Origin of the sequence: Pseudenemella bisphenolivorans, from assembly GCF_051133435.1 — a bacterium.
Classification (GTDB): domain Bacteria; phylum Actinomycetota; class Actinomycetes; order Propionibacteriales; family Propionibacteriaceae; genus JAAYAO01.
Map to the genome: position 1 here is coordinate 500699 of NZ_JBPGNY010000002.1, position 20264 is coordinate 520962.

Genomic DNA, 20264 nt, shown 5'->3' on the forward strand with positions numbered 1-20264 from the left:
CTCGGTAAGCCCGGCTCAGGCGCGCAGGTCGAACCCGAGGTCGAGCACCACCGATGAATGGGTGAGCGCCCCGACCGAGATGTAGTCGACGCCGGTGGCGCCCACCGCGGCCGCATCGGCGAGCACCAGCCCGCCACTGGCCTCGGTGCGCACCCCACGCGGACGCGTGATCGCCACGGCCTCGCACAGCACGTCGGGGCTCATGTTGTCGAGCAGAATCAGATCGGCGCCGGCCTGGACGGCTTCGCGCACCTGGTCGAGGGTGTCGCACTCAACCTCGACCGGAATGTCAGGGGCGTGCTGTTTGACCTTGGTGAAGGCGGCGGTCACCGAGCCGGCCCCGGCCACGTGGTTGTCCTTGATCAGCGCCGCATCGCCCAGGCCCAGACGATGGTTCAGCCCCCCGCCGCAGCGCACCGCGTACTTCTGCAGCACCCGTAGCCCCGGGACGGTTTTCCGGGTGTCGCGCACCCGGGCCCCGGTGCCGGCCAGGGCGTCGGCCCAGGCAGCGGTGCCGGTGGCCACTCCGGAGAGTTGCCCCAACAGGTTCAGCATCGACCGTTCGGCGGTCAACAAGGTGCGCAGCGGGCCGGTGGCCGACAGCACCGGGTCACCGGGGGCCACCCGGTCACCGTCGCGGGCGTGCAACTCCACGGTGATCTCGGTCTGCTGCCGGGAGGCCAGGGTGTGCAGCACCGCCGCGGCGACCGGTACCCCGGCCAGGCACCCGGGTTGCCGGGCCACCACATCGGCGATGCCCCGGGCGTCGGCGTCCAGGGTGGCCTCGGTGGTGACGTCCGGACCCCAGGACAGGTCCTCGCTCAGGGCGCGGTCGGCGACATCGTGAACGTGCTGCGGGTCGAGCCCGACGGCTTCGAGAGCGGCGGTCAGGTCGGACGGCCAGGGCCAGGTATTCATGCTGCTTCCGTTTCGTTGCGGTTGGCGTTCACGGGCTTGGTGTTCACGGGGCTGGTGCCGGCGATGACGCCGTCGGCAGTGCGCTGCCAGGTCAGATGCCGGGCCCAGCTCGGATCGGTGTGCGGATGGTCGGTGCGTCGGTGGGCCCCGCGTGATTCGGTGCGGGCCCGGGCGGCGGCCACCACCAGCGTGGCCACAGTATGCAGGTTCGTCGCGGTGATGCTGTCCTGGGTCAGGTTGGTGTCGGCGTCGCACATGGTCGTCAGGGTGCGGGCGGCGTCTCCCAATCCGTCGGCGTCGCGGGCCACCGAGGCGGCGGAGGTCATCACGTCCCGGATCCGCTCGATCGCGGACGGGTCGATCAGGGTTGTCGCGCCCGCTTCCGCGGAGCTGTCCGGACGTGGTTCCGGGGGCAGGGCGCTGAGGGCCGGTTCGGCGGCGAGCAGTTCCCCCACCCGGTCACCGGCGACCAGGGCCTCGGGCAGGGAGTTGGAGGCCAACCGGTTCGCGCCGTGCAGCCCGGTCGCGGCGACCTCCCCGACGGCGTACAGGCCCGGCACCGAGGTGCGTCCGCTCAGATCGGCGGCCACCCCGCCACACAGGTAGTGCGCCCCGGGTTGCACCGGAATCGGTTCGGTCGCCGGGTTGATACCGCGCGCACGGCACATCTCAAGAATCGCCGGGAACCTCTCCCGCCACTCCTCGGCACCCAGCGCGGTGCCGTCCAGAAACAGGTGCGGTGCGCCGGTGCGCTGCAGGTGCGCATGCATCGCGGCCGCGACCACATCGCGCGGCGCCAGATCGGCCAGCGGATGCAGCCCGGCCATCACCGGGGCACCGGTGCGGTCGATCAGCACCGCCCCCTCACCGCGCACCGCCTCCGAGATCAGCACCCCGCGTTCGCCGGGAACCGCGAGCACGGTCGGATGGAACTGCACGAACTCCAGATCGCGCAGCACCGCCCCGGCCCGCCAAGCCATCGCCAGTCCGTCCCCGGTGGCGACCGCCGGGTTGGACGTGCCACGCCAGAGCTGCCCGGCACCGCCGGTGGCCAGGACGACTGCGGGGGCAACGAGGTCACCGATGCTGCCGTCGTCGGCCAACACCCGCACCCCGCGGGTTGCCCCGTCCGAGTCGGTCAACACGTCCAGGGCCCGGACGTCCTCGCGCACCGTCACGGTCGCATCGGGTACCGAGCGGGCCCGGGCGAGCGCACCGATCAGGGTGCGCATCACCTCGGCACCGGAGGAATCCCCGGCGTGCAGGATTCGGCGACGCTGATGCCCGCCCTCCAGGTGGAGGTCATAGTCGTGCTGGTCATTGTCGCTGGCATCCCGATCGAACTCTGCGCCGAGCTCGATCAGCCGCCGCAATGCCTCCGGCGCCGCGGCAACCAGGTCGCGCACCGTGTCCGGCTCGCACAGCCCGGCCCCGGCGGTGAGGGTGTCGGCGATGTGGAGTGCGGCCGAATCGTCCGCGGCCCACATCGCCGCCAGCCCACCCTGGGCCCGGTCGGTGGCCGAATCGCGGATTCCGGCGCGGGTGATCAGTACGGTCGGCACCCGTGCGGAGGCCAGGTGGATCGCGGCGGCCAACCCGGCGGCTCCCGAGCCGACGATCACCACCGAGGTGTGCTGCTGCCAGGCGGGTGCGGCCGTGCTGAGCAGCCGGTCATTCACCGGAGCCCGCCTTGCCGATGTCGACCATCCGTTCCACCGATCGCCGGGCCCGGGCCGCGATGGCCGGGTCGACGTGTACCTCGTCGGTGCCCTCGCGCAGGCAGCGCAGCAGCTTGTCGGGGGTGATCATCTGCATGTACGGGCAGGCCGCTCGCGGGTTGACCGGCTCGAAGGTGGTGTGCGGTTTCGCCTTGCGAAGCTGGTGCAACATGCCGATCTCGGTGGCAACCAGCACGGTGCCGGCGGTGCTGGTGCGGGCCGCGTCCAGCATGCCACCGGTGGACAGGATGTGGGTGCGGTCGGCCGGTAGTTCACCGCGGCTGTTCAACCACAGGGCGCTGGTGGTGCAGCCGCATTCGGGGTGTACGTAAAGCTCGGCCTCGGGGTTCTCGCCGACCCGGTCGAGCAGGTCGGACGGGGAGATGTCGGCGTGCACGTGGCATTCGCCCAGCCAGACGTGGATGTTGTCGCGTCCGGTGATGCGGCGCACGTGGGCGCCGAGGAATTGGTCGGGCAGGAAGAGGATCTCGCGGTCGGGCGGGATCGATTCGACGACCTCGACGGCATTGGACGAGGTGCAGCAGATATCGGTCTCGGCCTTCACCTCGGCGGTGGTGTTGACATAGGAGACCACCACCGCGCCGGGGTGTTCGGCCTTCCAGGCCCGCAACTGGTCGGCGTTGATGGTGTCGGCCAGCGAGCAGCCGGCATTCGCGTCCGGAATCAGCACCCGCTTGTCGGGGGAGAGGATCTTGGCCGTCTCGGCCATGAAGTGCACCCCGCAGAACACGATGGTGTCCTGCTCGGCGGTGGCCGCGAGTCGGGAGAGGGCCAGCGAGTCACCGACCCGGTCGGCGATGTCCTGAATCTGGGGGAGCTGGTAGTTGTGCGCCAGCAGGACGGCGTTCTGGGCCCGGGCGAGCTCGCGCACCTCGGAGCGCCAGCGGGTCCATTCGCTCTCGGTCCAGGTCTGCCAGTCGGTGGCAACCGCGGTGTTGTTCATGTTTTCGTCTCCTTCGGTTTTCGACTCACGGGCGAAAACTGATTCAACAGTAGCATGCACAATCGTGGGGACACCTGATCGAGACCGCCGGGCGCCGCTGCGCGACGACAGCGGGGTGGCGAAATACCGCCACGAGGCCCTGGCCGTGGTGCTGCAAGTACGCCCGCTGACAACGGGGTTCGTGCTCTCGGTGCTGGCCTGGCAGCGACCCCGGGAGCCCTATGCCGGAATGTGGGCCCTGCCGTCGGGTCCGGTGGAGGTGGACGAGCGAATCGGCACCTCGGTGCGCCGCCACCTGGCCACCCGGGTGGAGCTGTCGGAGGTCGCCCACCTGGAGCAACTGCTCACCGTCAGCGCGCCCGACCGCGACCCTTTCGAGCGCACCATCGGCACTGCCTATCTCGGTCTGGTGCCCTGGACCAATGATCCGAAACTGCCCGCCGGGGCGGCGTGGTTGCCGGTCGCCGAACTGCCCGAGATGGCCTTCGACCACCACCGGCTGGTGCACAAGGGGGTGGGCAGGATGCAGGCGAAACTCTCCTACACCAACATCGGTTTCGCTCTGGCCCCGCCGGAGTTCACCATGGCGCAACTGCGCGATGCCTATGAAGCAGCGCTCGGGCACAAGATCTCGGTCACCAATCTGCAGCGGATTCTGACCCGCCGCGAGCAGTTGGCCCCGACCGGGCAGACCACCTCGCCGGGGGTCAAAGGCGGCCGGCCCGCCAAGCTCTTCCGCTTCACCCGCCACGAACTCGAGATCACCGACCCGTTCGCGGTGCTCCGCCCGGAACCGGGGTCACGGGCCTAGGTATCTGCCCGCATTGCCCGCTCGGCGCCCCGTAGCTGCCAGGCCCGGGCGGGTATGGGGCGCGGTGGGTACCAAAACAGGCAACTCACCTCGCGGATTCGGCCGGAATCCGCGAGGTGAGTTGGGGGTTTTGGTACGCGAGCAGGGGAGATGAGGTTGGGGTATGCCCGGGTGAGGGTTACCTACGCGAGCTCGGGCTCTTTGCCCTTCTGCTGCAACCGGTCCGTTTTCGGGCCTCCGAACCCGAATATGGTTTCGCGCCACGAAATCAGGCCGGTTGCAGCAGCGCGCGACGGGCGGACGACCGACCCCGCCCCGAGATCGGTTGAATTTTCAATCTCATCATGTGGGATATCCGGGTTCTCGCGATTTCTCGTGTGGCAGGTTGTCACCCATGCATCAGTTCGCGACCCTTCGCCGCCACATTGACTTCGGTCGCTGTGCGCAGATGTGTTGTCGCTGCTGTCGGTGACGACCTGAGCTGATTCCAGCCCGCGGGTTTTCCGCGCTGTTGCCGCACCCCACAGGCCCGTGAGGGCCGTGTCGTGCGCAGACGGGGTCACACCACCCAATCCGGTTCCGGTGTGAGCCAACCAGGGCATCTTTCGACCCCGGCTCACGCACCCGAACCGAACCGTTCCACATGCTCGGCCGGTCGCGAGACCGTCCCGCCGGCAACGGCACCCTCCACACTTCCCGGGTTCTCCCCGACTCCTTGACGTACCCGCACCCGTGCTCGATACGTCTCTTTGCTCTTCCCGAAAGGCACCACCATGTCCCGTCCTCGTTGGAAATCCGCTGCGGTCGCAGCCCTCGGCGCCCTCGCCCTGTTCACCCTGACCGCCTGCGGCGGGGCAGCAGACGGCGCGAACCCTCCGACCGGCGACCCCGTCACCGGCGGCGAACTGACCTACCTCGAGGCGGTCCCGCACGACTCGCTCTACCCGCCCGCCGGCGGCCTCTACCCCAACGGCGGCCTGATCAACCAGATCACCGACCGGTTGGTGTACCAGAACCCCGACACGTTGGAGTTCGAACCGTGGATCGCCACCGAATGGACCGTCAACGATGACGCCACCGAGTACACCTTCACGATCCGCGACGACGTCACCTTCTCCGATGGCACGAAACTGGACGCCGCCGCGGTGGCCAAGAACTTCGACCTCTACGGCCGTGGCGACCCGAAGCGCGGCCTGCAGGTCAGCGAGGCGATCAACAACTACGAACGCTCCGAGGTTAACGACGCCACCCACGTCACCTTCCATTTCTCCGCACCGGCCCCGGGCTTCCTGCAGGCCACCTCCACGATCAACTCCGGGCTGCTCTCCCCGAAGACCCTCGACGGCGGATTCGAGGACTTCGGCGCCGGCAACGGCACCAAGGTGATCGGCTCGGGCCCGTTCGTGGTCGAGTCCGAACAGGTCGGCGCCCAGGTGGTGCTCACCGCCCGCGAGGACTACGCCTGGGCGCCGAAATCATCGGCCAACCAGGGTCGCCCCTACCTCGACCGGATTACCTATGTGGTGACCCCCGAATCCGGCGTCCGGGTCGGCGCGCTGACCTCGGGCCAAGGTGATGTCGCCCGACAGATCGCGGCCACCGACGAACCCGCGATCACCGGCGCCGGGGCCGACCTGCTGGCCCCACAAACCCGAGGGGTGAACAACGGCCTCAACCTGCGGTTCCGCCATGAGTTCCTCAGCGACATCCGGGTGCGCAAGGCCCTCAGCCTGGGCACTAACCGGCAACAGATCGTCGACACCCTGTTCACCGACAACTACCCGCTCGCCACCTCGGTACTCGGCTCGACCGCGCTCGGTTACGAAGACCTGTCCGGCAAGCTCGAGCACGACCCCGCCCGAGCCCGCGCACTGCTGGACGAGGCCGGCTGGCGGACGGGCGACGACGGCATCCGCGCCAAGGACGGCAAGAAGTTCACCCTGGTGGTGAATGAGGCAAAGCCGCAGCCGCGATCGTTCGACGTGGTCACCCTGATCGCCCAACAGTGGAAGACCGAACTCGGGGTCGATCTCCAAGTACTGCGCGCCGACGCCGGCACCTACACCAAGGCGATCAAGGACCCGAACCAGGTGCAGGTCTTCCACGCCATGGTGGGCCGCGCCGATCCGGACGTGATCAAGTCGCAGTACCACTCCGACAACCGCAATGTGCTGTTGAACAGTGTCGGCGACAGAGGTGCCGACGACACGGGTGACGCCGAGCTCGAGAAGCTGCTCGAAACCGTCGCCTCGACGGCCGATCCGGACGACCGGGTCGCCGCGAGCCGGGCCGTCCAGCGGTACCTCCTGGAGCAGTACTACGTGATCCCGCTGTTCGAGGAACCGCAGGTCTTCGCGGTCAACCCCCAGGTCGTGCACGGCTTCGACACCGAGGCGATCGGGCGTCCGTCCTTCTACAACACCTGGGTGACCCGATGACCGGCCGGGCCGTCCTGAGCCGCATCGGCCAGGCCCTGATCGTGATCGCGTTGGCCTTCACCGCGGCCTTCGTGCTGCTGCAGGCCCTGCCCGGCGACGCGATGCTGATCAAGTTCGAGAACCCCGACCTGGGCCTGTCGAGGGCCGAGATCGACCAGATCCGCGCCTCCTACGGAGCTGACGTGCCACTGTGGCAGGCCTACCTGCACACGCTCGCCGGCTTCCTGGTCGGTGACTTCGGGTACTCGATCCAGAACGGGACGCCGGTGGGCGCGCTGATCGCCGAGGTGCTGCCGCAAACCGTGACCCTGGCCGCACTGGGTTTCGCCACCGCGGTCACCCTGGCGGTGCTGATCGCGTTCGCCGCGACCTGGTCCGGACGTCCGTGGTTGCGCAATCTGTTGGCGGCGCTGCCGTCGGTGTTCATCTCGGTGCCGGTGTTCTGGTTGGCGATGGTGCTGATCCAGGTGTTCTCCTTCCAACTCGGCCTGGTCAAGGTGATCGGCGCCGGCCCGATCGAGTCGCTGGTGCTGCCGGTACTCACCCTCGCGGTGCCGATCAGTGCCCCGCTGGCCCAGATCCTGGTGCGCTCCATCGAGGACGTGCAGCGTCAGCCCTTCGTGGCGGTGGTGCGCGCCAAGGGTGCCTCGCGCTGGTGGGTGCTGACCCGCAATGTGGCCCGCAATGCGCTGGTACCGACCCTGACCATCGCCGGGGTGCTGCTCGGTGAGCTGATCGCCGGGGCGGTGGTCACCGAAACCGTCTTCGGACGCGCCGGCATCGGCCGGCTCACCGAGCAGGCCGTCGCCCACCAGGACGTCGCAGTACTACAGGCAATCGTGGTGCTCGCCGCGGTGGTGTTCGTCCTCGCCAACCTGCTGGTCGACCTGATCTCACCGGTGATCGACCCCCGATTGAAGAAGGTGCAGCCGGTATGACCACCATCGAACTCGAAGCCGCGCGGCCCATCACCGGTGCGCGATTGCGTACCGCGGGTTTGCTGCTGCGCCGCCTGCTGGCCCGTCCGGGGTTGGTGCTCGCGGTGCTGACGTTGACCCTGGTGCTCGGATTCGCCTTCGTCCCGGGCCTGTTCACCGCCCACGACCCGCTGGTCGGCACCGCCCGCGAAGCCCTCCAAGCACCCAGCGCCGCGCACTGGTTCGGCACCGACGCCACCGGACGCGACCTGTTCAGCCGGGTCGTGCACGGATCGGTGCACTCCCTCGGTGCGGCCGCGATCGCGGTCGGCGTCGGCCTGATCGCCGGCACTGCGATCGGCCTGCTCGCCGGATCACTCGGTGGCCCGGCCGACTCGGTGCTGATGCGGCTGGTGGACGTGCTGCTGGCCGTCCCGGCGCTGTTGTTGGCGCTGAGCGTGATCATCCTGCTCGGTTTCGGCACCACCAATGCCGCGATCGCGGTAGGCATCACCTCGGTGGCGGTCTTCGCCCGGGTATCGCGGGCCGAAGTGCTGCGGGTGCGGCGCACCGACTACGTCGAGGCCGCCTTCGGCTCCGGCGGCACCTTCTGGACGGTGCTGCGCCGGCACATCCTGCCGAACTCCCTGAACGCGGTGATCGCCCTGGCCGCCCTGCAATTCGGCACCGCGATCCTGGCGATCTCGACGCTCGGCTTCCTCGGCTACGGCGCACCTCCGCCCACCCCCGAATGGGGCCTGCTGATCGCCGAGGGCCGCACCTACGTCGGCACCGCCTGGTGGCTGACCACCCTGCCCGGCCTCGTTGTGGTCGCGGTGGTGCTCTCGACCAACCGGATCAGCCGCGAAATCTCCCGAGGAGCGAACCGATGACCATCACCCACACCCCCGCAGCCTCCGAGCGGACCCGGGAGGCGGTCCTGGACGTCCGCGACCTCACCGTGTCCTACACCTCCCGGCAGCGCCGCACCGAGGTCGTGCACGGGGTCTCGTTCACCATCCGTCCCGGTGAAGTGGTGGCCCTGGTCGGTGAATCCGGCTCGGGCAAAACCACCACCGCCCAAGCGGTGATCGGCCTGCTCGCCGACAACGGACGCCGCGACGGCGGCACGATCACCCTGGGCGACACCGACCTGACCGGTGCCGGCGAGGCGATGCTGCGCGAGATCCGCGGCCGGCGCGTCGGCCTGGTGCCGCAGGACCCGAACAACTCACTCAACCCGGTCAAGACCATCGGTGAATCGTTGGCCGAGGTCTTGCGGGTGCACCGCTGGGGGTCGAAACCCGCGATCCGGCAACGGGTGCTCGAACTGCTCGAGCACGTCGGCCTGGACGACCCCGAACTGCGGGCCGGGCAGTACCCGCACGAACTGTCCGGCGGGATGAAGCAGCGGGTGCTGATCGCCTCGGCGATCGCGTTGGACCCGGAACTGATCATCGCCGACGAACCCACCTCGGCCCTGGATGTGACCGTGCAGCGGCGGATTCTGGACCTGATCGACGGGCTGCGCGCCGAGCACAACTCGGCGGTGCTGCTGGTCACCCACGACCTCGGCGTGGCCCGCGAGCGGGCCGACCGGATCGTGGTGATGCGGCACGGCCGGGTGGTCGAACAGGGCCCGACGTGCCAGATCATTGCCCGCCCCCGCGACGAGTACACCGCCACCCTGCTCGAAGAGGCGGCCGCGGTGGCCGCCGACGTGCCCCCGCCACGTCCGGTACCCGACCCGAGTGCCGAACCACCGATCCGGGTGAGCTGCCTGGTGCAGGAGTTCGACACCGGACGGGGCCCGTTCCGGGCGGTCGACCAGGTGTCGCTGACGGTCGCGGCCGGCACCACCCACGCGATCGTGGGGGAGTCGGGCTCGGGCAAGACCAGCACCGTGCGTGCTCTGCTGGGGTTCCACCGCCCCACCTCCGGGCTGGTGAAGGTCGCCGGCCTGGACGTCGGTGCGCTGAAGGGCCGCAATCAGATCCGCGAACTTCGGCGCCGGGCCCAACTGGTGCTGCAGAACCCGTATTCGTCCCTGGACCCCCGGCAGCGGATCGCCGACATCATCGCCGAGCCGCTGATCAACTTCCGGCTCGCCGACCGGGCCGGACGACGCCGACTGGTGGCCGAGTACCTCGACCGGGTCGCGCTGCCGGGCGATGTGGGCGACAAGTTGCCCCGGGAGCTTTCCGGCGGGCAGCGGCAACGGGTCGCGATCGCCCGCGCCCTGATCGTCCAACCCCAGGTGGTGGTGCTGGACGAGCCGGTCTCGGCCCTCGACGTCACCGTCCAGGCCCAGATTCTGCGGCTGCTCACCGACCTGCAGCACGAACTCGGCCTGACCTACCTGTTCATCTCCCACGACCTGGGCGTGGTGGGACGGATCAGCGACACGGTCTCGGTGCTGCGCCGCGGCCGGGTCATCGAATCCGGCTGGACCCACGAGGTCTTCGGTCACCCGTCCACCGACTACACCCGCGAACTCCTGGCCGCCATCCCCGGCCGCACACCCGCACCACAAGGAGCATGATGACCACCCTCGGATTCTTCACCCGACTGCTCGACGATGTGCCGCCCGCGCAGCGCTACCGCTATGCGAGCGAGCAGATCCGGCACGCCGAAAGCCACGGGTATGCCACCGCCTGGGTGGCGCAGCACCACTTTCACGGCGCCGAGGGCGGGCTGCCCTCACCGCTGGTGTTCCTCGGTCACGTGGCCGCGCAGACCTCGACGATCCGGCTCGGCACCGGGGTGATCTGCCTGCCGATGGAAGACGCCGTGCGCACCGCCGAGGACGTGGCGGTGGCCGACCTGCTGTCGGGCGGACGCCTCGAGGTCGGTATCTCCACCGGCGGTACGCCGAGTTCTTTCGGCGCCTTCGGGGTCGACTTCGCCGACCGTTACGAACTGTCGGCGACCAAGCTCGCCACCTTGCTGGCCGCGTGGCGGGGTGAACCGATCAACGGCACCGCCAACCGGCTGTATCCGTCCGCCGGAACCCTGCCCGAGCGGGTCTGGCAGGCGACCTTCTCGGCTTCCGGGGGCGAACGGGCCGGACGGGCCGGGGACGGCCTGATGCTGTCGCGCACCCAACCCCGTCCCGAGGGTCGGTTCGACGCGACGCTGGCCGACCTGCAGTTGCCGATCATCGAGTCCTACCGGGCGGCGTTGCCCGTTGGGGTTCGGCCCCGGGTGCTCACCTCGCGCACGGTTTTCGTTGCCGACACCACCCAGCAGGCCTACCGCTGGGCAGAAGCGGGTCTGCGCCGCGCGGTCGCCACGTCCGGAACCTTCGGCAAGCGGGTTTCGGCCGACGCCGAGGTTGACGATCTGATTCGGCTGACCGACTCCTTCGTCGGATCGCCCGCCCAGGTGGCCGAGGCCTTGGCGGCCGACGCGACCCTGCAGGAGGCGACCGAGTTGTCGGTGCAGGTGCATTCGATCGACCCGCCCCATGCCCAGATCCTGCGGTCGGTTGAACTGATCGGCGAGCACGTGGCCCCCGCCCTCGGGCTGGGCACCCATCCGGAACGGAGTGCCGCATGAGCGCCGCACCGATTGCCGAGCCCCGCTACGCCCCGGCGGTCGATGTGGCCGGTCGGGCGATCGGGATCGTTCCCGGAGACCGGCGCGACACCACCCGCCGGCCCCGTCCGAAAACCCGCGAAAACATCCGGGCCGCCTATCGGGCGTTGTTCGGCATGGCCACCCAGGGCATCGCGCTCGCCGACCGGCACCTGGTGGCCGGGTTCGTCGCCGGGCTGACCGAACCCGGATCGGCCGTGGCCGAGTGGCACCGGGCCCGGGCCGGCGACCCGCAGTTGGTTGACAGGTTGCTCGAATCGGCCGCCCAGATGGAGCCCTGGGGCACCCACCGGGACGCCAAACTGGCTCTGGCCGGTCAACCCGGCCAGTGGTGGCAGGTACCCGAGGACGAACGCGAGCACCTCGGCGTACCGTTGGCCGCAGTGGTGGAACACGCCCACTTCTTGGTGCTGCATCCGCGCGAGGCGCGTCCCAAAGTGCTCGCCACTCTGGCTGCCGCCGGCTGGACGCGCGCCCAGATCGCCACCTGGTCGCAGGTGATCTCGTTCATCAGCGTCCAGGTGAAGTTGACCGCCGGCTTCACCGTGGCGGCGGGGGAGGCCGGCCGATGAAGGTGCTCGACCGGGGCACCCGGGCGGTAGGGGCTCAACCGGTGGTGGTCAGCCCCACCAGACTCGTCGCCTGAGGAGTGCCGGGAGACGCCGTGGTGCTGGTGCCGATGGCCCAGCGGCTGCCCACATACGTCGTTTCGGCATGGGCGACGACCTCGGCATCGACATCGGTGGTGAGCCGGGATTCGACCAGTACCGCGGCTGGGCCGGCTATGTTCAGCAGGCCGAGCTCTTCGTCGGTGGCGAGCCGGGCGGTGACGGCGGCGGTCGCGCCGGCGAAGGCCACGCCCAGGTCGAGCAGTGCTTCGTGCAGGGAACCGTTGGCCAGATCCCGCTCCAACACGTCCTGATATTTCCTCGGCAGAAACACCTGCTCGCGGGCCAGCGGTACCCCGTCGGCAAGGCGTACCCGGTCGACGGTCACCACCCAGGCGTCGGTGGGCAGCCCCATGATCGCCGCGACCGTCGGGCACACACCCACGTCGGTGGCCAGCACCCGCGAAGTGACCCGGATGCCGCGTTGGGCCATTTCCTGGGAGAACGAGCAGAGCACCGACTCCTGCCGGTGCACATCGGGGGAACCGACGAAGGTTCCACGGCCCTGGCGACGTTCGATCCGCCCGCTGCTGGTGAGGCCCTGCATGGCATGGCGGACCGTCATCCGGCTGACCCGGAACTTCTCGGACAGCTGCTTTTCCGAGGGCAGTGGGCTGCCCGGGCCGAGCAGGCGGCACTGTTCTTCGAGCCAGGCCTCGATCACCTTGTACTGGGATTCGTTGCGGGGGCGCTTTTGGGTTTCGCTCATGCTCCCCGCCCCTTCCCCCACCACTTGTCTAGATCAGGCTTCATCGTACCGCAGCGCCTCGGCCCGGAACGGGGCCTTCCATCGCCGTCGGGTTAGCCTGAGACCTATAGACAACCGGTGAAAGGTGGCGGTATGCGGATCGGAATCATCGGCACGAACTTCGTCAGCGGCTGGACGGTGAACGCCTGTCGGCGCCTCGGCGAGGTCGACCCGGTGGCGGTCCACTCCCGGTCGGCCGAGACCGGTGCGGAGTTCGCCCGCGAGCACGACATCGAGCGGGTCTTCACCGACCGGGACGAGTTCCTGGCCCACGATCTGGATGCGGTCTACATCGCCAGCCCGATGAAACTGCACGCCGAACAAACCATCGCAGCCCTGGAAGCCGGCAAGCATGTGTTGTGCGAGAAGACCCTCGGGGTGAACCTCGCCGAGTTCGAAGCCATCGTGGCGGCGGCCGAACGCAACGACCGGGTCGTGGTCGAAGAGGTCCGTCCGATGTTCGACCCGGCCTGGGACCGGATCGCCGAGCGCTTATCCGCGTTGGGCACGATTCGCCGGGCGGCCTTCGAGCTGTGCCAATACTCCTCACGCTACGACGACTTCCGTCGCGGTGAAGTGCTCAATGCCTTCAACCCCGAATTGGCCAATGCCGCGCTGTTGGACATCGGGGTCTACTGCCTGCACCCGGCGCTGAAGCTCTTCGGCGAACCGCAGCGCGTGCAAACCAGTTCGGTGCGGTTGGCCAACGGTTTCGACGGAGCCGGCGCGATTCTGCTCGACTACGCCCAGCATTACGTCGAACTGAGCTACTCGAAGATCTCCAGCAGCGTGCGCCCCAGCGTGATCGAGGGTGAGGACGCCTCGATGCTGATCGACTCGATGATCTCGCCGACCTCGGTGTCCATCGAATACCGCGACGGCCGCAGCGAGATCGTCCTGGCCGAGGAATCGACCGGCCCCGATCACAAGTTCGAGCACGCTGTCGCCGGATTCGCCGCCCTGGTACGAGCCGGCGACGTGCACCACGAACGCCTCGAGGTGTCCCGATGGGCGATGCAGGTGATCGACCAGGCCGGGGTCACAAAGATCGTGTGACATCTTGTGCGACAGGCGAACAAAATGTCACACGATCCTGCGACCGATCAAGAGACTGAGATCGTCACATCGCCCATGTCACTCCGAACATGCTTCAGCACAGATGACGGAATCCTGAAAGCCCGACCAGGGGAAGCCGGCCAGGGTGATCTGATTCTTGCTAGGCGTATCCCGGCTTGATGCACCTCGATCGTGGGCACCATCGTTAACTTGTCGACCCAGCACACGAGTTTTTCGCGCGCTGGGGCCGGACCAGTGGGTGCGTAACGTGATGGTGACACCCACTTCAGCGATCCCTCAGTCGTGAGCCTTACCGATGGCCCCGAGCCACTGGCAGTGGTGAGGTACTCAAGGATGCGTTCGGCTACAAACTGTCCCTCCAGAGAGACCACATCCGCTGTTTCGACCGGATGGTTGAGGTTGCCCGCCGCGAAGACTCCGGGCTTGGAGGTTTGCATACTGTTGTCGACCACAGGGGCTCCGCTTGCGTGGTCGATCTCCAAACCAGCAGACCAAGCGAGTTCGTAGTCAGGCACCCAGTTTCCCGTGAATACCACGGTGTCGCACGCGAGGTGTTGTCGCTCCTTTGTGATGGCATCCTCGATTTCGACTGCTTCGACTCGGTGCTTTCCCTTGATCGCGATGACTCTGGAGTTCTGGACCACCTTGGTTCGGAAGAACGCTTTTCCGAGGTGATTGAAGAGCGCATATGACTCGGCCCGCGGGTGTTCCGATATCAAGGCCCTTGTGGCGCAGCCCGCCTCTTTGAGCGTCAGGACTGCAGACCAGGACACAAGTTCTGCTCCTACGACGATGGCTTCTTTACCAATGGTTTGGTGATGAACATGGACGGCGTTCTGCAGTTGTCCTGTCGTGTAGACGCCTTCGGGGCGGTCTCCCCAAACCATGCGCGCTGCCCGAGGACGTTCCCGTGCGCCGGTGGCCAGGAGCACGGCCTCAGCGTCCACCTCGAAGAGCCCGTCTCGTGATGTGACTTGAAGAGCGCCTGTTTCCGCCCAACCGGTCACCTGAGCCTGAGTCCAGATACGCGCTCCGGCTGCTTGTGCTTCCCGCAGGAGCTTCTTTGCGTATTTGGGCCCGGTCATGAAGGATTTACGGTCGCGGATTCCGTATCCCAAGTGGTCGGAATGGCGCGGGATGCCACCAGCCTCCGATTCTCTTTCGATGACGAGTACCTCGCCACTGCAATGCGGTGCCAACTCTGCAGCGGCGCTGAGACCAGCGGGCCCGCCACCGACGATCGCAACGGTGGGCTTCAACCGTTCAGTATTCCTAGCCACGATGGTGCTCCGTTCCGCGGTCTTCGAAGATCTGTCTTACTCGTGATCCGCAAAAGAATCCTTGGCAGCGGCCATTCATGGCTCGCGTTCTCCGACGGACACCTTCAAGAATTGGTGGTGGGATCGGCGAGGTCATCATGTCGCGAAGCTCCCCGAGAGTGACACGCTCGCAGAAGCAGACGATCTCCCCGTAATCGCCGTTCGTCTTGACGAGCTCAGCATCCTGATAGGGACGTCGGCTCGTCTCGCCGAGCGAGGGCAGCTTCACCGGAGGGGGAATGCTCGGCCGCTCCGGTGGGAGGACGCCCTTGTCTTGCAGGAGCCCTTCGATGTACTCCGCCACCGCTATGGCAGAGGTCAAGCCTGTTGATCGAATCGCTGCCGCAATTACGTAGCGCCGCTCAACGTCCACTTCGATGAGGTAGTCCGATTGGTTGTTGGCCGCTCGAAGTCCGGCGTAGGCGGAGGTTACTTCTTGGTCAAGGAGGGCCGGCATGATCTTCTCGCCCTTTGCCAGGAGGAAATCGAAGCCCTCTTCACTGGTGGCCGTGTCAGTACGGTCTTCAAGATCGTCCGCCGTCGGTCCCAGCATTACGTTGCCGAAGATCGTTGGGCTGATGAGTACGCCTTTACCAACTTTTGAGGGCGCGGCCAGAACGATCTTCGGCACCATGGGGGCGGCGAGCTTGTCATACACCAGCAACTCACCGCGGCGAGGAGTCACCTCCAAGCGCTCGAAGCCGAACATGTGATCGATGTGGTCTGCGCCCAAGCCTGCCGCGTTAACCACCCAATCGGTCTTGATTTCGCCGGATGTTGTTTGTAGCACCGTCCGGTCTTCACCGATGTCCACTCCGATGACTCGACATTCCAGGACGAGTTCGCAGCCGCGGTTGACCGCGTCGGACGCGAAGCCGAGTGCGACTGACCACGGATCGATGATGGACTCATCGGGGACAGCCAAGCCGCCTGCCGCTCCGGTCCCGAGGTGGGGTAGTTCCTCGTAAACCTCCTCCGGGCTCATCAGGTATGCCCGGTCATAACCGTTCTCTTCTGCCTTGGCCAGCAACGACGGCAGCGAGCTTGCTTGCTCCTGATCCCACGCGACCAGAATCGCCCCGGTCGTGTCGACGGATATGCCGGTGTCAGCGCAGTAGTGGAGCGTTAGATCGAAGCCGCGCCTGACCAGTTTGGCCTCCAGTGTCCCGGGTTTCGCATCGTAACCGGTGTGGAGAATTGCGGTATTGGCCTTTGATGTCCCCGCGCACACGTCGGCAGCCGCATCGATCAGAGCGACGCTGCCGTAGCGAGCGGACAGGGCGCGGGCGATGGCGGCACCCACCACCCCAGCCCCGATGACTACAACATCAAAGCTCCCGGTTTCCATTGTCTTCCTGCCTCGAGCGCGTGATAGCTCCGGCATCAGGCCTCCGTTTCCGGTTCCTCGTTCGGGTTCTCCGGATCCGCCGTTGTCGTGCCGGCCATCTGGGCAGACTCGGCAGTTGCGGTCCGGGGGTAACGCTTCCGTGCGATGATCATTGCCACTACGACCGCAAGGATTGCGGCGACGAACTTGCCGACCATCATCGGCACGATCATGTCAGGGGCGACACCGGCAGTGAATCCCAGGTGATCGCCGAGTACAGCCATGGCTGAGACCGCCCACGCGGTATTGATGAACACTCCGCGCTTGTCCATGTCCTTCATGATCTGGAAGGTCGGGATGGCATTGGCCAAGGAGATAATGAGACCGCCGGACGCCACTTCATTGATACCCAGGAGCCGGCCAGCGGCCGACAGGGGCTTCTTGCCCAACTTCACGATGATGTACATCAACGGGAACGCGCCCATGAGGAACAAGCAGATCTCGGCAACGATTTGCATACCTTCCGTCACCGGGACCAGTTCCCAACCGGACGGCATGATTTGCCAGCCCGTCAGGAACTCGAAGGCTCCGATGCCGAGTGCAATGGAGATGATCGCCACCAGGATCTTGCCGAAAACCAAGAAGCCCTTGGTCATCGCGTTCGGAATCCGCCACAGGCCCAGTGCGATGAGAACTGACGCGATGATGATTGGAACGAGGTTCGACAGCACCAATGCCGGGGGAAAGCCGGCCACAAGGCCACCGACGAGTACACCGAGCGGGATCGTGACAACGCCCACGAGGACGCCCAGTGCGAATTCCGGCCGGTCTTCGACTTCGACGATGCCAAGCCCCACGGGGATGGTGAACACGACGGTACAACCCAGCATGGCTGCGAGGATCGCACCGGCCAGCAGCCCAGCTTGCTCGTTGAGAGCCATTTCCTGGGCGAGGTGGAAACCTCCCATGTCGTTCGCCAGTAACGTCCCGGCAAACATCGAGGGATCGGCCCCCAACAAGGTGTAGACGGGGACGACGACGGGATTCAGAACCTTCGCGAGGATCGGCGCGAGTGAGATCATGCCGACCATCGAGAGGGCCAGTGGGGCGAATGTGACGAGTCCTTCTTCAAACTCTTTGCCCAAGCCAAACTTGTCACCTATTGCGCGATCAAGTGCTCCCACGAGAGCAAAGATTGCGATCGCGACGATGATGATCTCGTTGATACCCATGGTTACAGCCCCATGTTCGCTTCGACCGCGGCGACCCATCGGTCGATGAATCTCTCGGCCTCTTCACTGCTGATTCCGGGTTCGTACCGGGCTTCTGGAGACCAATCGAAGGGGCCCTCGGAGACAGGCAGGTCCGGGTTGAGAGCAAGGCGCATGGCGGCTGCAGCCCCCAGTGCTGTCGCGTGTGCAGATGGATACGTTTCGACGGGGGCCTGTAAAAGATCGGACTGGATCTGCATCAGGACCTTGGAGTTCGTGAGTCCTCCGTCGACACGAAGTGCTTGTAGCTCGCCCCCGAGTTCATCACTGACCAGGCCGGCCAAGTGGGCAATCTGAGCGCAGATCCCTTCCATGACCGCACGGAGGATCTGGGGCTTCCCGGTCGCGAGCTTCATCCCTGTGATGAAGGCACCCGTCTCGGGTTTCCACCAAGGGGCGGCCAGCCCGGCAAATGACGGACCGCAAATAATGCCGTCCGAGGACTCAGGAGCGAGTGAGTCCATGGCTTCGGCCGAGGGGATGATGCCCAGTTCCCGCATCCACCGCACGGCTGATGCCGCCGTGTAGACCTGACCATCCGAGCAGTAGTCGGTCTCGCCCCTCAGTGTCCAAGCTACGGATGTCGTCAATCCATTGGTGAACCTGGGTGCTGTCTTTCCCAGATTGACCAGAATGAATGCACCGGTACCGTAGGTGCACTTACCTTCGCCACGCTCGAGGCAATTCTCGGCAAAGAGCGCAGCCTGCTGGTCCACGATGAGGCCGCCGAGCGGGATCTCTTCGCCAAATACAGAGGTCTGTCCGACGATCTCGTCGGAAGCCACAAGTCGGGGGAACTTCTCATTCTGCAGGCCGAAGATCTCGATGAGTTCGGAGTCCCAGTCGACCTGATCGATGTTGAAGAGCAGCGAACGCGAGGCTGTCGAGGTGTCTGTGACGAATTCGCCGGTCAGCCGATAGGCGATCCACGTATCAGTGGTCGTAACCACACCTTCCTTGGTGACGTTCTCGCGAAGCCAGGTCATCTTCGGTGCGGTGAAGTACGAGTCCAGCACGAGGGCGGTGCGTTCGTGGATCAGATCAGCGTGCTCGCGCAATCTCTCGACGACGGTCTCAGCTCGACGGTCTTGCCAAACGATGCATCGACTCAGGGGCTCTCCCGTGTTGGGGTCCCAGGCGAGGATCGTTTCACCTTGGTTGGCCAATGCGACGCCCTCGATGGGCTTTCCGGCTTTTTCAATCGCTTCTTTCCCCGCTTCGATCAGCGAGTTGTAAAGCTCTTCGGGGTCCTGTTCGACCGCACCACCGGGTAGGTAGTCGGGGTTGATCGAATTCTCCGCGACTGCGTGGACGCCATCGTCATCCACGACAACAGCCTTCGAACCGGAGGTGCCTTGGTCTAGAGCAAGGATCGCCATTGTCTTCCTGCTTCCTGTACCGGGCCAGCGGCATTGCTGGCGTGTGGAGAACCCCCTGAAAAGGGGAGGGTGTTATGGAACGAGGAGCTTTCCTCCAGCGGCGGCAGTGGCCATGCGCTGGTCGTTGGTTAGACCTGAGTCCGTCACGATCAGGTCCGGCTCATCGATAGGACATATCTGGAACGGTGCGACCCGACCGAACTTCGTGGAATCCGCGACGGCGAGAGATCTCTTGGCATTTCGCAGCATGACGCGTTTCGTTTCGAGTTCGTCCGGGTTGTAGTCGGTGATCCCGGCGCGGGGGTCTACCGCTCCGGTGGAGATGATCGCCATGTCGGGGTAGACGCCATCGAGGAACCGCAATGTTGCACCGCCGGACAGGCTGAGATCGCCCCGGCGCATGCGTCCCCCCGCAACCAGAACCGTGAGGTGGTCATGGTGGGCCAAGAGCATTGCGACATACACGGAAGTAGTCACGATCGTGCCCTGATAGTCGCGTGGGAGAGCGGTGACCACTGCCGCCACGGTTGTGCCCAGATCAAGGAACACCGTGCCCCCGGAGGGAAACAAGTCAACAACCGCTGTCGCGATCTCCGACTTCTCTTCGTTCTGCTCCAGTGCCCGGTCGGGGTAGGGCGCCTCCATCTGGTGGCCATCCAGAGAGACGGCGCCGCCGTGAACTCTCCTCAGGAGGCCCTTCTTCTCCAGGGCGCGGAAGTCTCGTCGAATTGTTTCGATGGACACGCCCAAGGAACTCGCAAGCTGCTCAGTTCGCAAGCTACTCGAAGCCTGCAACCCATCGATGATCCGTAGCCGCCGCTCTTCAGGGAGCATGACACCTCCTTGTGTGAGGCACATTACACCAAATCCACAGAAACGGGCAGAATCGGGCAGATTCCTTCAGGTTTTTTAGACGATGGGTTCTTGGAGCACGTCAGACCCGACATGGGCGGGCAAGGGCCATATGAGCAGCAGCGGGAGCCGAAGCCGGCGCGTTGGGGTATCCACGGAGCCCGGCAAGGCATGCTGCGCGGCAGCAGTAGCAGCGGTGAATTCAGGGAGAGCGCACGGGGTTCGGGTCCGGTTGGTTGTGACCCGCACACACCGACACT

General features: G+C 66.2%; 17 protein-coding genes. 8 read left to right on the forward strand and 9 right to left on the reverse strand.

Features of this window, described 5'->3' with window-relative positions; all coding sequences use genetic code 11:
* Positions 1 to 15: 15 nt before the first annotated feature.
* The 3 genes from nadC to nadA are packed head-to-tail and all read right to left on the reverse strand — an operon-like array spanning position 16 to position 3600.
* The gene (nadC, locus tag ACR4XW_RS07180) at positions 16 to 918 is read right to left on the reverse strand and encodes a carboxylating nicotinate-nucleotide diphosphorylase (RefSeq protein ID WP_434759848.1); all 903 of its coding nucleotides are present in this window, start codon (positions 916 to 918) and stop codon (positions 16 to 18) included.
* On the reverse strand, positions 915 to 2597 hold the full coding sequence (gene nadB / locus ACR4XW_RS07185; protein WP_434759849.1) for an L-aspartate oxidase: 1683 nt from the start codon (positions 2595 to 2597) through the stop codon (positions 915 to 917). The genes nadC and nadB overlap by 4 nt, the downstream gene beginning before the upstream one ends.
* Positions 2590 to 3600, reverse strand: coding sequence for a quinolinate synthase NadA (nadA, locus tag ACR4XW_RS07190; RefSeq protein WP_434759850.1), 1011 nt, complete (start codon positions 3598 to 3600; stop codon positions 2590 to 2592). Before nadA ends, nadB begins: the two co-directional genes overlap by 8 nt.
* A gap of 64 nt (positions 3601 to 3664) precedes the next feature.
* On the opposite strand from nadA, the gene ACR4XW_RS07195 reads away from it, so the two are divergent.
* From ACR4XW_RS07195 to ACR4XW_RS07225, 7 genes are all read left to right on the forward strand, one after another.
* Positions 3665 to 4411 (forward strand): NUDIX hydrolase, encoded by a 747-nt coding sequence (locus tag ACR4XW_RS07195; RefSeq protein WP_434759851.1) that lies wholly within the window; start codon positions 3665 to 3667, stop codon positions 4409 to 4411.
* Positions 4412 to 5184: 773 nt separating this feature from the next.
* On the forward strand, positions 5185 to 6849 hold the full coding sequence (locus ACR4XW_RS07200) for a TIGR04028 family ABC transporter substrate-binding protein (protein WP_434759852.1): 1665 nt from the start codon (positions 5185 to 5187) through the stop codon (positions 6847 to 6849).
* A complete protein-coding gene (locus tag ACR4XW_RS07205; RefSeq protein ID WP_434759853.1) occupies positions 6846 to 7787 on the forward strand; it encodes an ABC transporter permease in 942 nt (313 codons plus the stop codon). Before ACR4XW_RS07200 ends, ACR4XW_RS07205 begins: the two co-directional genes overlap by 4 nt.
* Complete coding sequence (locus tag ACR4XW_RS07210; protein ID WP_434759854.1) at positions 7784 to 8659, forward strand: ABC transporter permease; 876 nt, start codon at positions 7784 to 7786, stop codon at positions 8657 to 8659. The genes ACR4XW_RS07205 and ACR4XW_RS07210 overlap by 4 nt, the downstream gene beginning before the upstream one ends.
* Positions 8656 to 10308, forward strand: coding sequence for a dipeptide ABC transporter ATP-binding protein (locus ACR4XW_RS07215; protein ID WP_434759855.1), 1653 nt, complete (start codon positions 8656 to 8658; stop codon positions 10306 to 10308). The genes ACR4XW_RS07210 and ACR4XW_RS07215 overlap by 4 nt, the downstream gene beginning before the upstream one ends.
* Positions 10308 to 11324, forward strand: coding sequence for a putative FMN-dependent luciferase-like monooxygenase (locus ACR4XW_RS07220; protein ID WP_434759856.1), 1017 nt, complete (start codon positions 10308 to 10310; stop codon positions 11322 to 11324). The genes ACR4XW_RS07215 and ACR4XW_RS07220 overlap by 1 nt, the downstream gene beginning before the upstream one ends.
* The gene (locus tag ACR4XW_RS07225; RefSeq protein WP_434759857.1) at positions 11321 to 11935 is read left to right on the forward strand and encodes a hypothetical protein; all 615 of its coding nucleotides are present in this window, start codon (positions 11321 to 11323) and stop codon (positions 11933 to 11935) included. Before ACR4XW_RS07220 ends, ACR4XW_RS07225 begins: the two co-directional genes overlap by 4 nt.
* Before the next feature lie 34 nt (positions 11936 to 11969).
* Here the strand turns inward: ACR4XW_RS07225 and ACR4XW_RS07230 are convergent, their stop codons facing one another.
* On the reverse strand, positions 11970 to 12740 hold the full coding sequence (locus ACR4XW_RS07230; RefSeq protein ID WP_434759858.1) for a GntR family transcriptional regulator: 771 nt from the start codon (positions 12738 to 12740) through the stop codon (positions 11970 to 11972).
* Between the two features lie 132 nt (positions 12741 to 12872).
* Between ACR4XW_RS07230 and ACR4XW_RS07235 the strand changes: the two genes are divergently transcribed.
* Entirely contained in the window at positions 12873 to 13835 is a 963-nt protein-coding gene (locus ACR4XW_RS07235; protein ID WP_434759859.1) for a Gfo/Idh/MocA family protein, read from the forward strand.
* 47 nt (positions 13836 to 13882) lie between these two features.
* Here the strand turns inward: ACR4XW_RS07235 and ACR4XW_RS07240 are convergent, their stop codons facing one another.
* The 5 genes from ACR4XW_RS07240 to ACR4XW_RS07260 all read right to left on the reverse strand — a co-directional run bounded on the left by ACR4XW_RS07240 (position 13883) and on the right by ACR4XW_RS07260 (position 19986).
* Positions 13883 to 15115, reverse strand: coding sequence for an NAD(P)/FAD-dependent oxidoreductase (locus tag ACR4XW_RS07240; protein ID WP_434759860.1), 1233 nt, complete (start codon positions 15113 to 15115; stop codon positions 13883 to 13885).
* Between the two features lie 13 nt (positions 15116 to 15128).
* A complete protein-coding gene (locus ACR4XW_RS07245) occupies positions 15129 to 16523 on the reverse strand; it encodes an NAD(P)/FAD-dependent oxidoreductase (RefSeq protein WP_434759861.1) in 1395 nt (464 codons plus the stop codon).
* A gap of 35 nt (positions 16524 to 16558) precedes the next feature.
* On the reverse strand, positions 16559 to 17734 hold the full coding sequence (locus tag ACR4XW_RS07250; protein WP_434759862.1) for an ethanolamine utilization protein EutH: 1176 nt from the start codon (positions 17732 to 17734) through the stop codon (positions 16559 to 16561).
* 2 nt (positions 17735 to 17736) lie between these two features.
* Positions 17737 to 19152 carry an FGGY family carbohydrate kinase gene (locus ACR4XW_RS07255; RefSeq protein ID WP_434759863.1) on the reverse strand — a complete coding sequence of 472 codons (1416 nt, stop codon included), beginning with the start codon at positions 19150 to 19152 and terminating at the stop codon, positions 17737 to 17739.
* 72 nt (positions 19153 to 19224) lie between these two features.
* Positions 19225 to 19986: a DeoR/GlpR family DNA-binding transcription regulator gene (locus ACR4XW_RS07260; RefSeq protein ID WP_434759864.1), complete on the reverse strand. Its 762-nt coding sequence runs from the start codon at positions 19984 to 19986 to the stop codon at positions 19225 to 19227.
* Positions 19987 to 20264 lie beyond the last annotated feature (278 nt).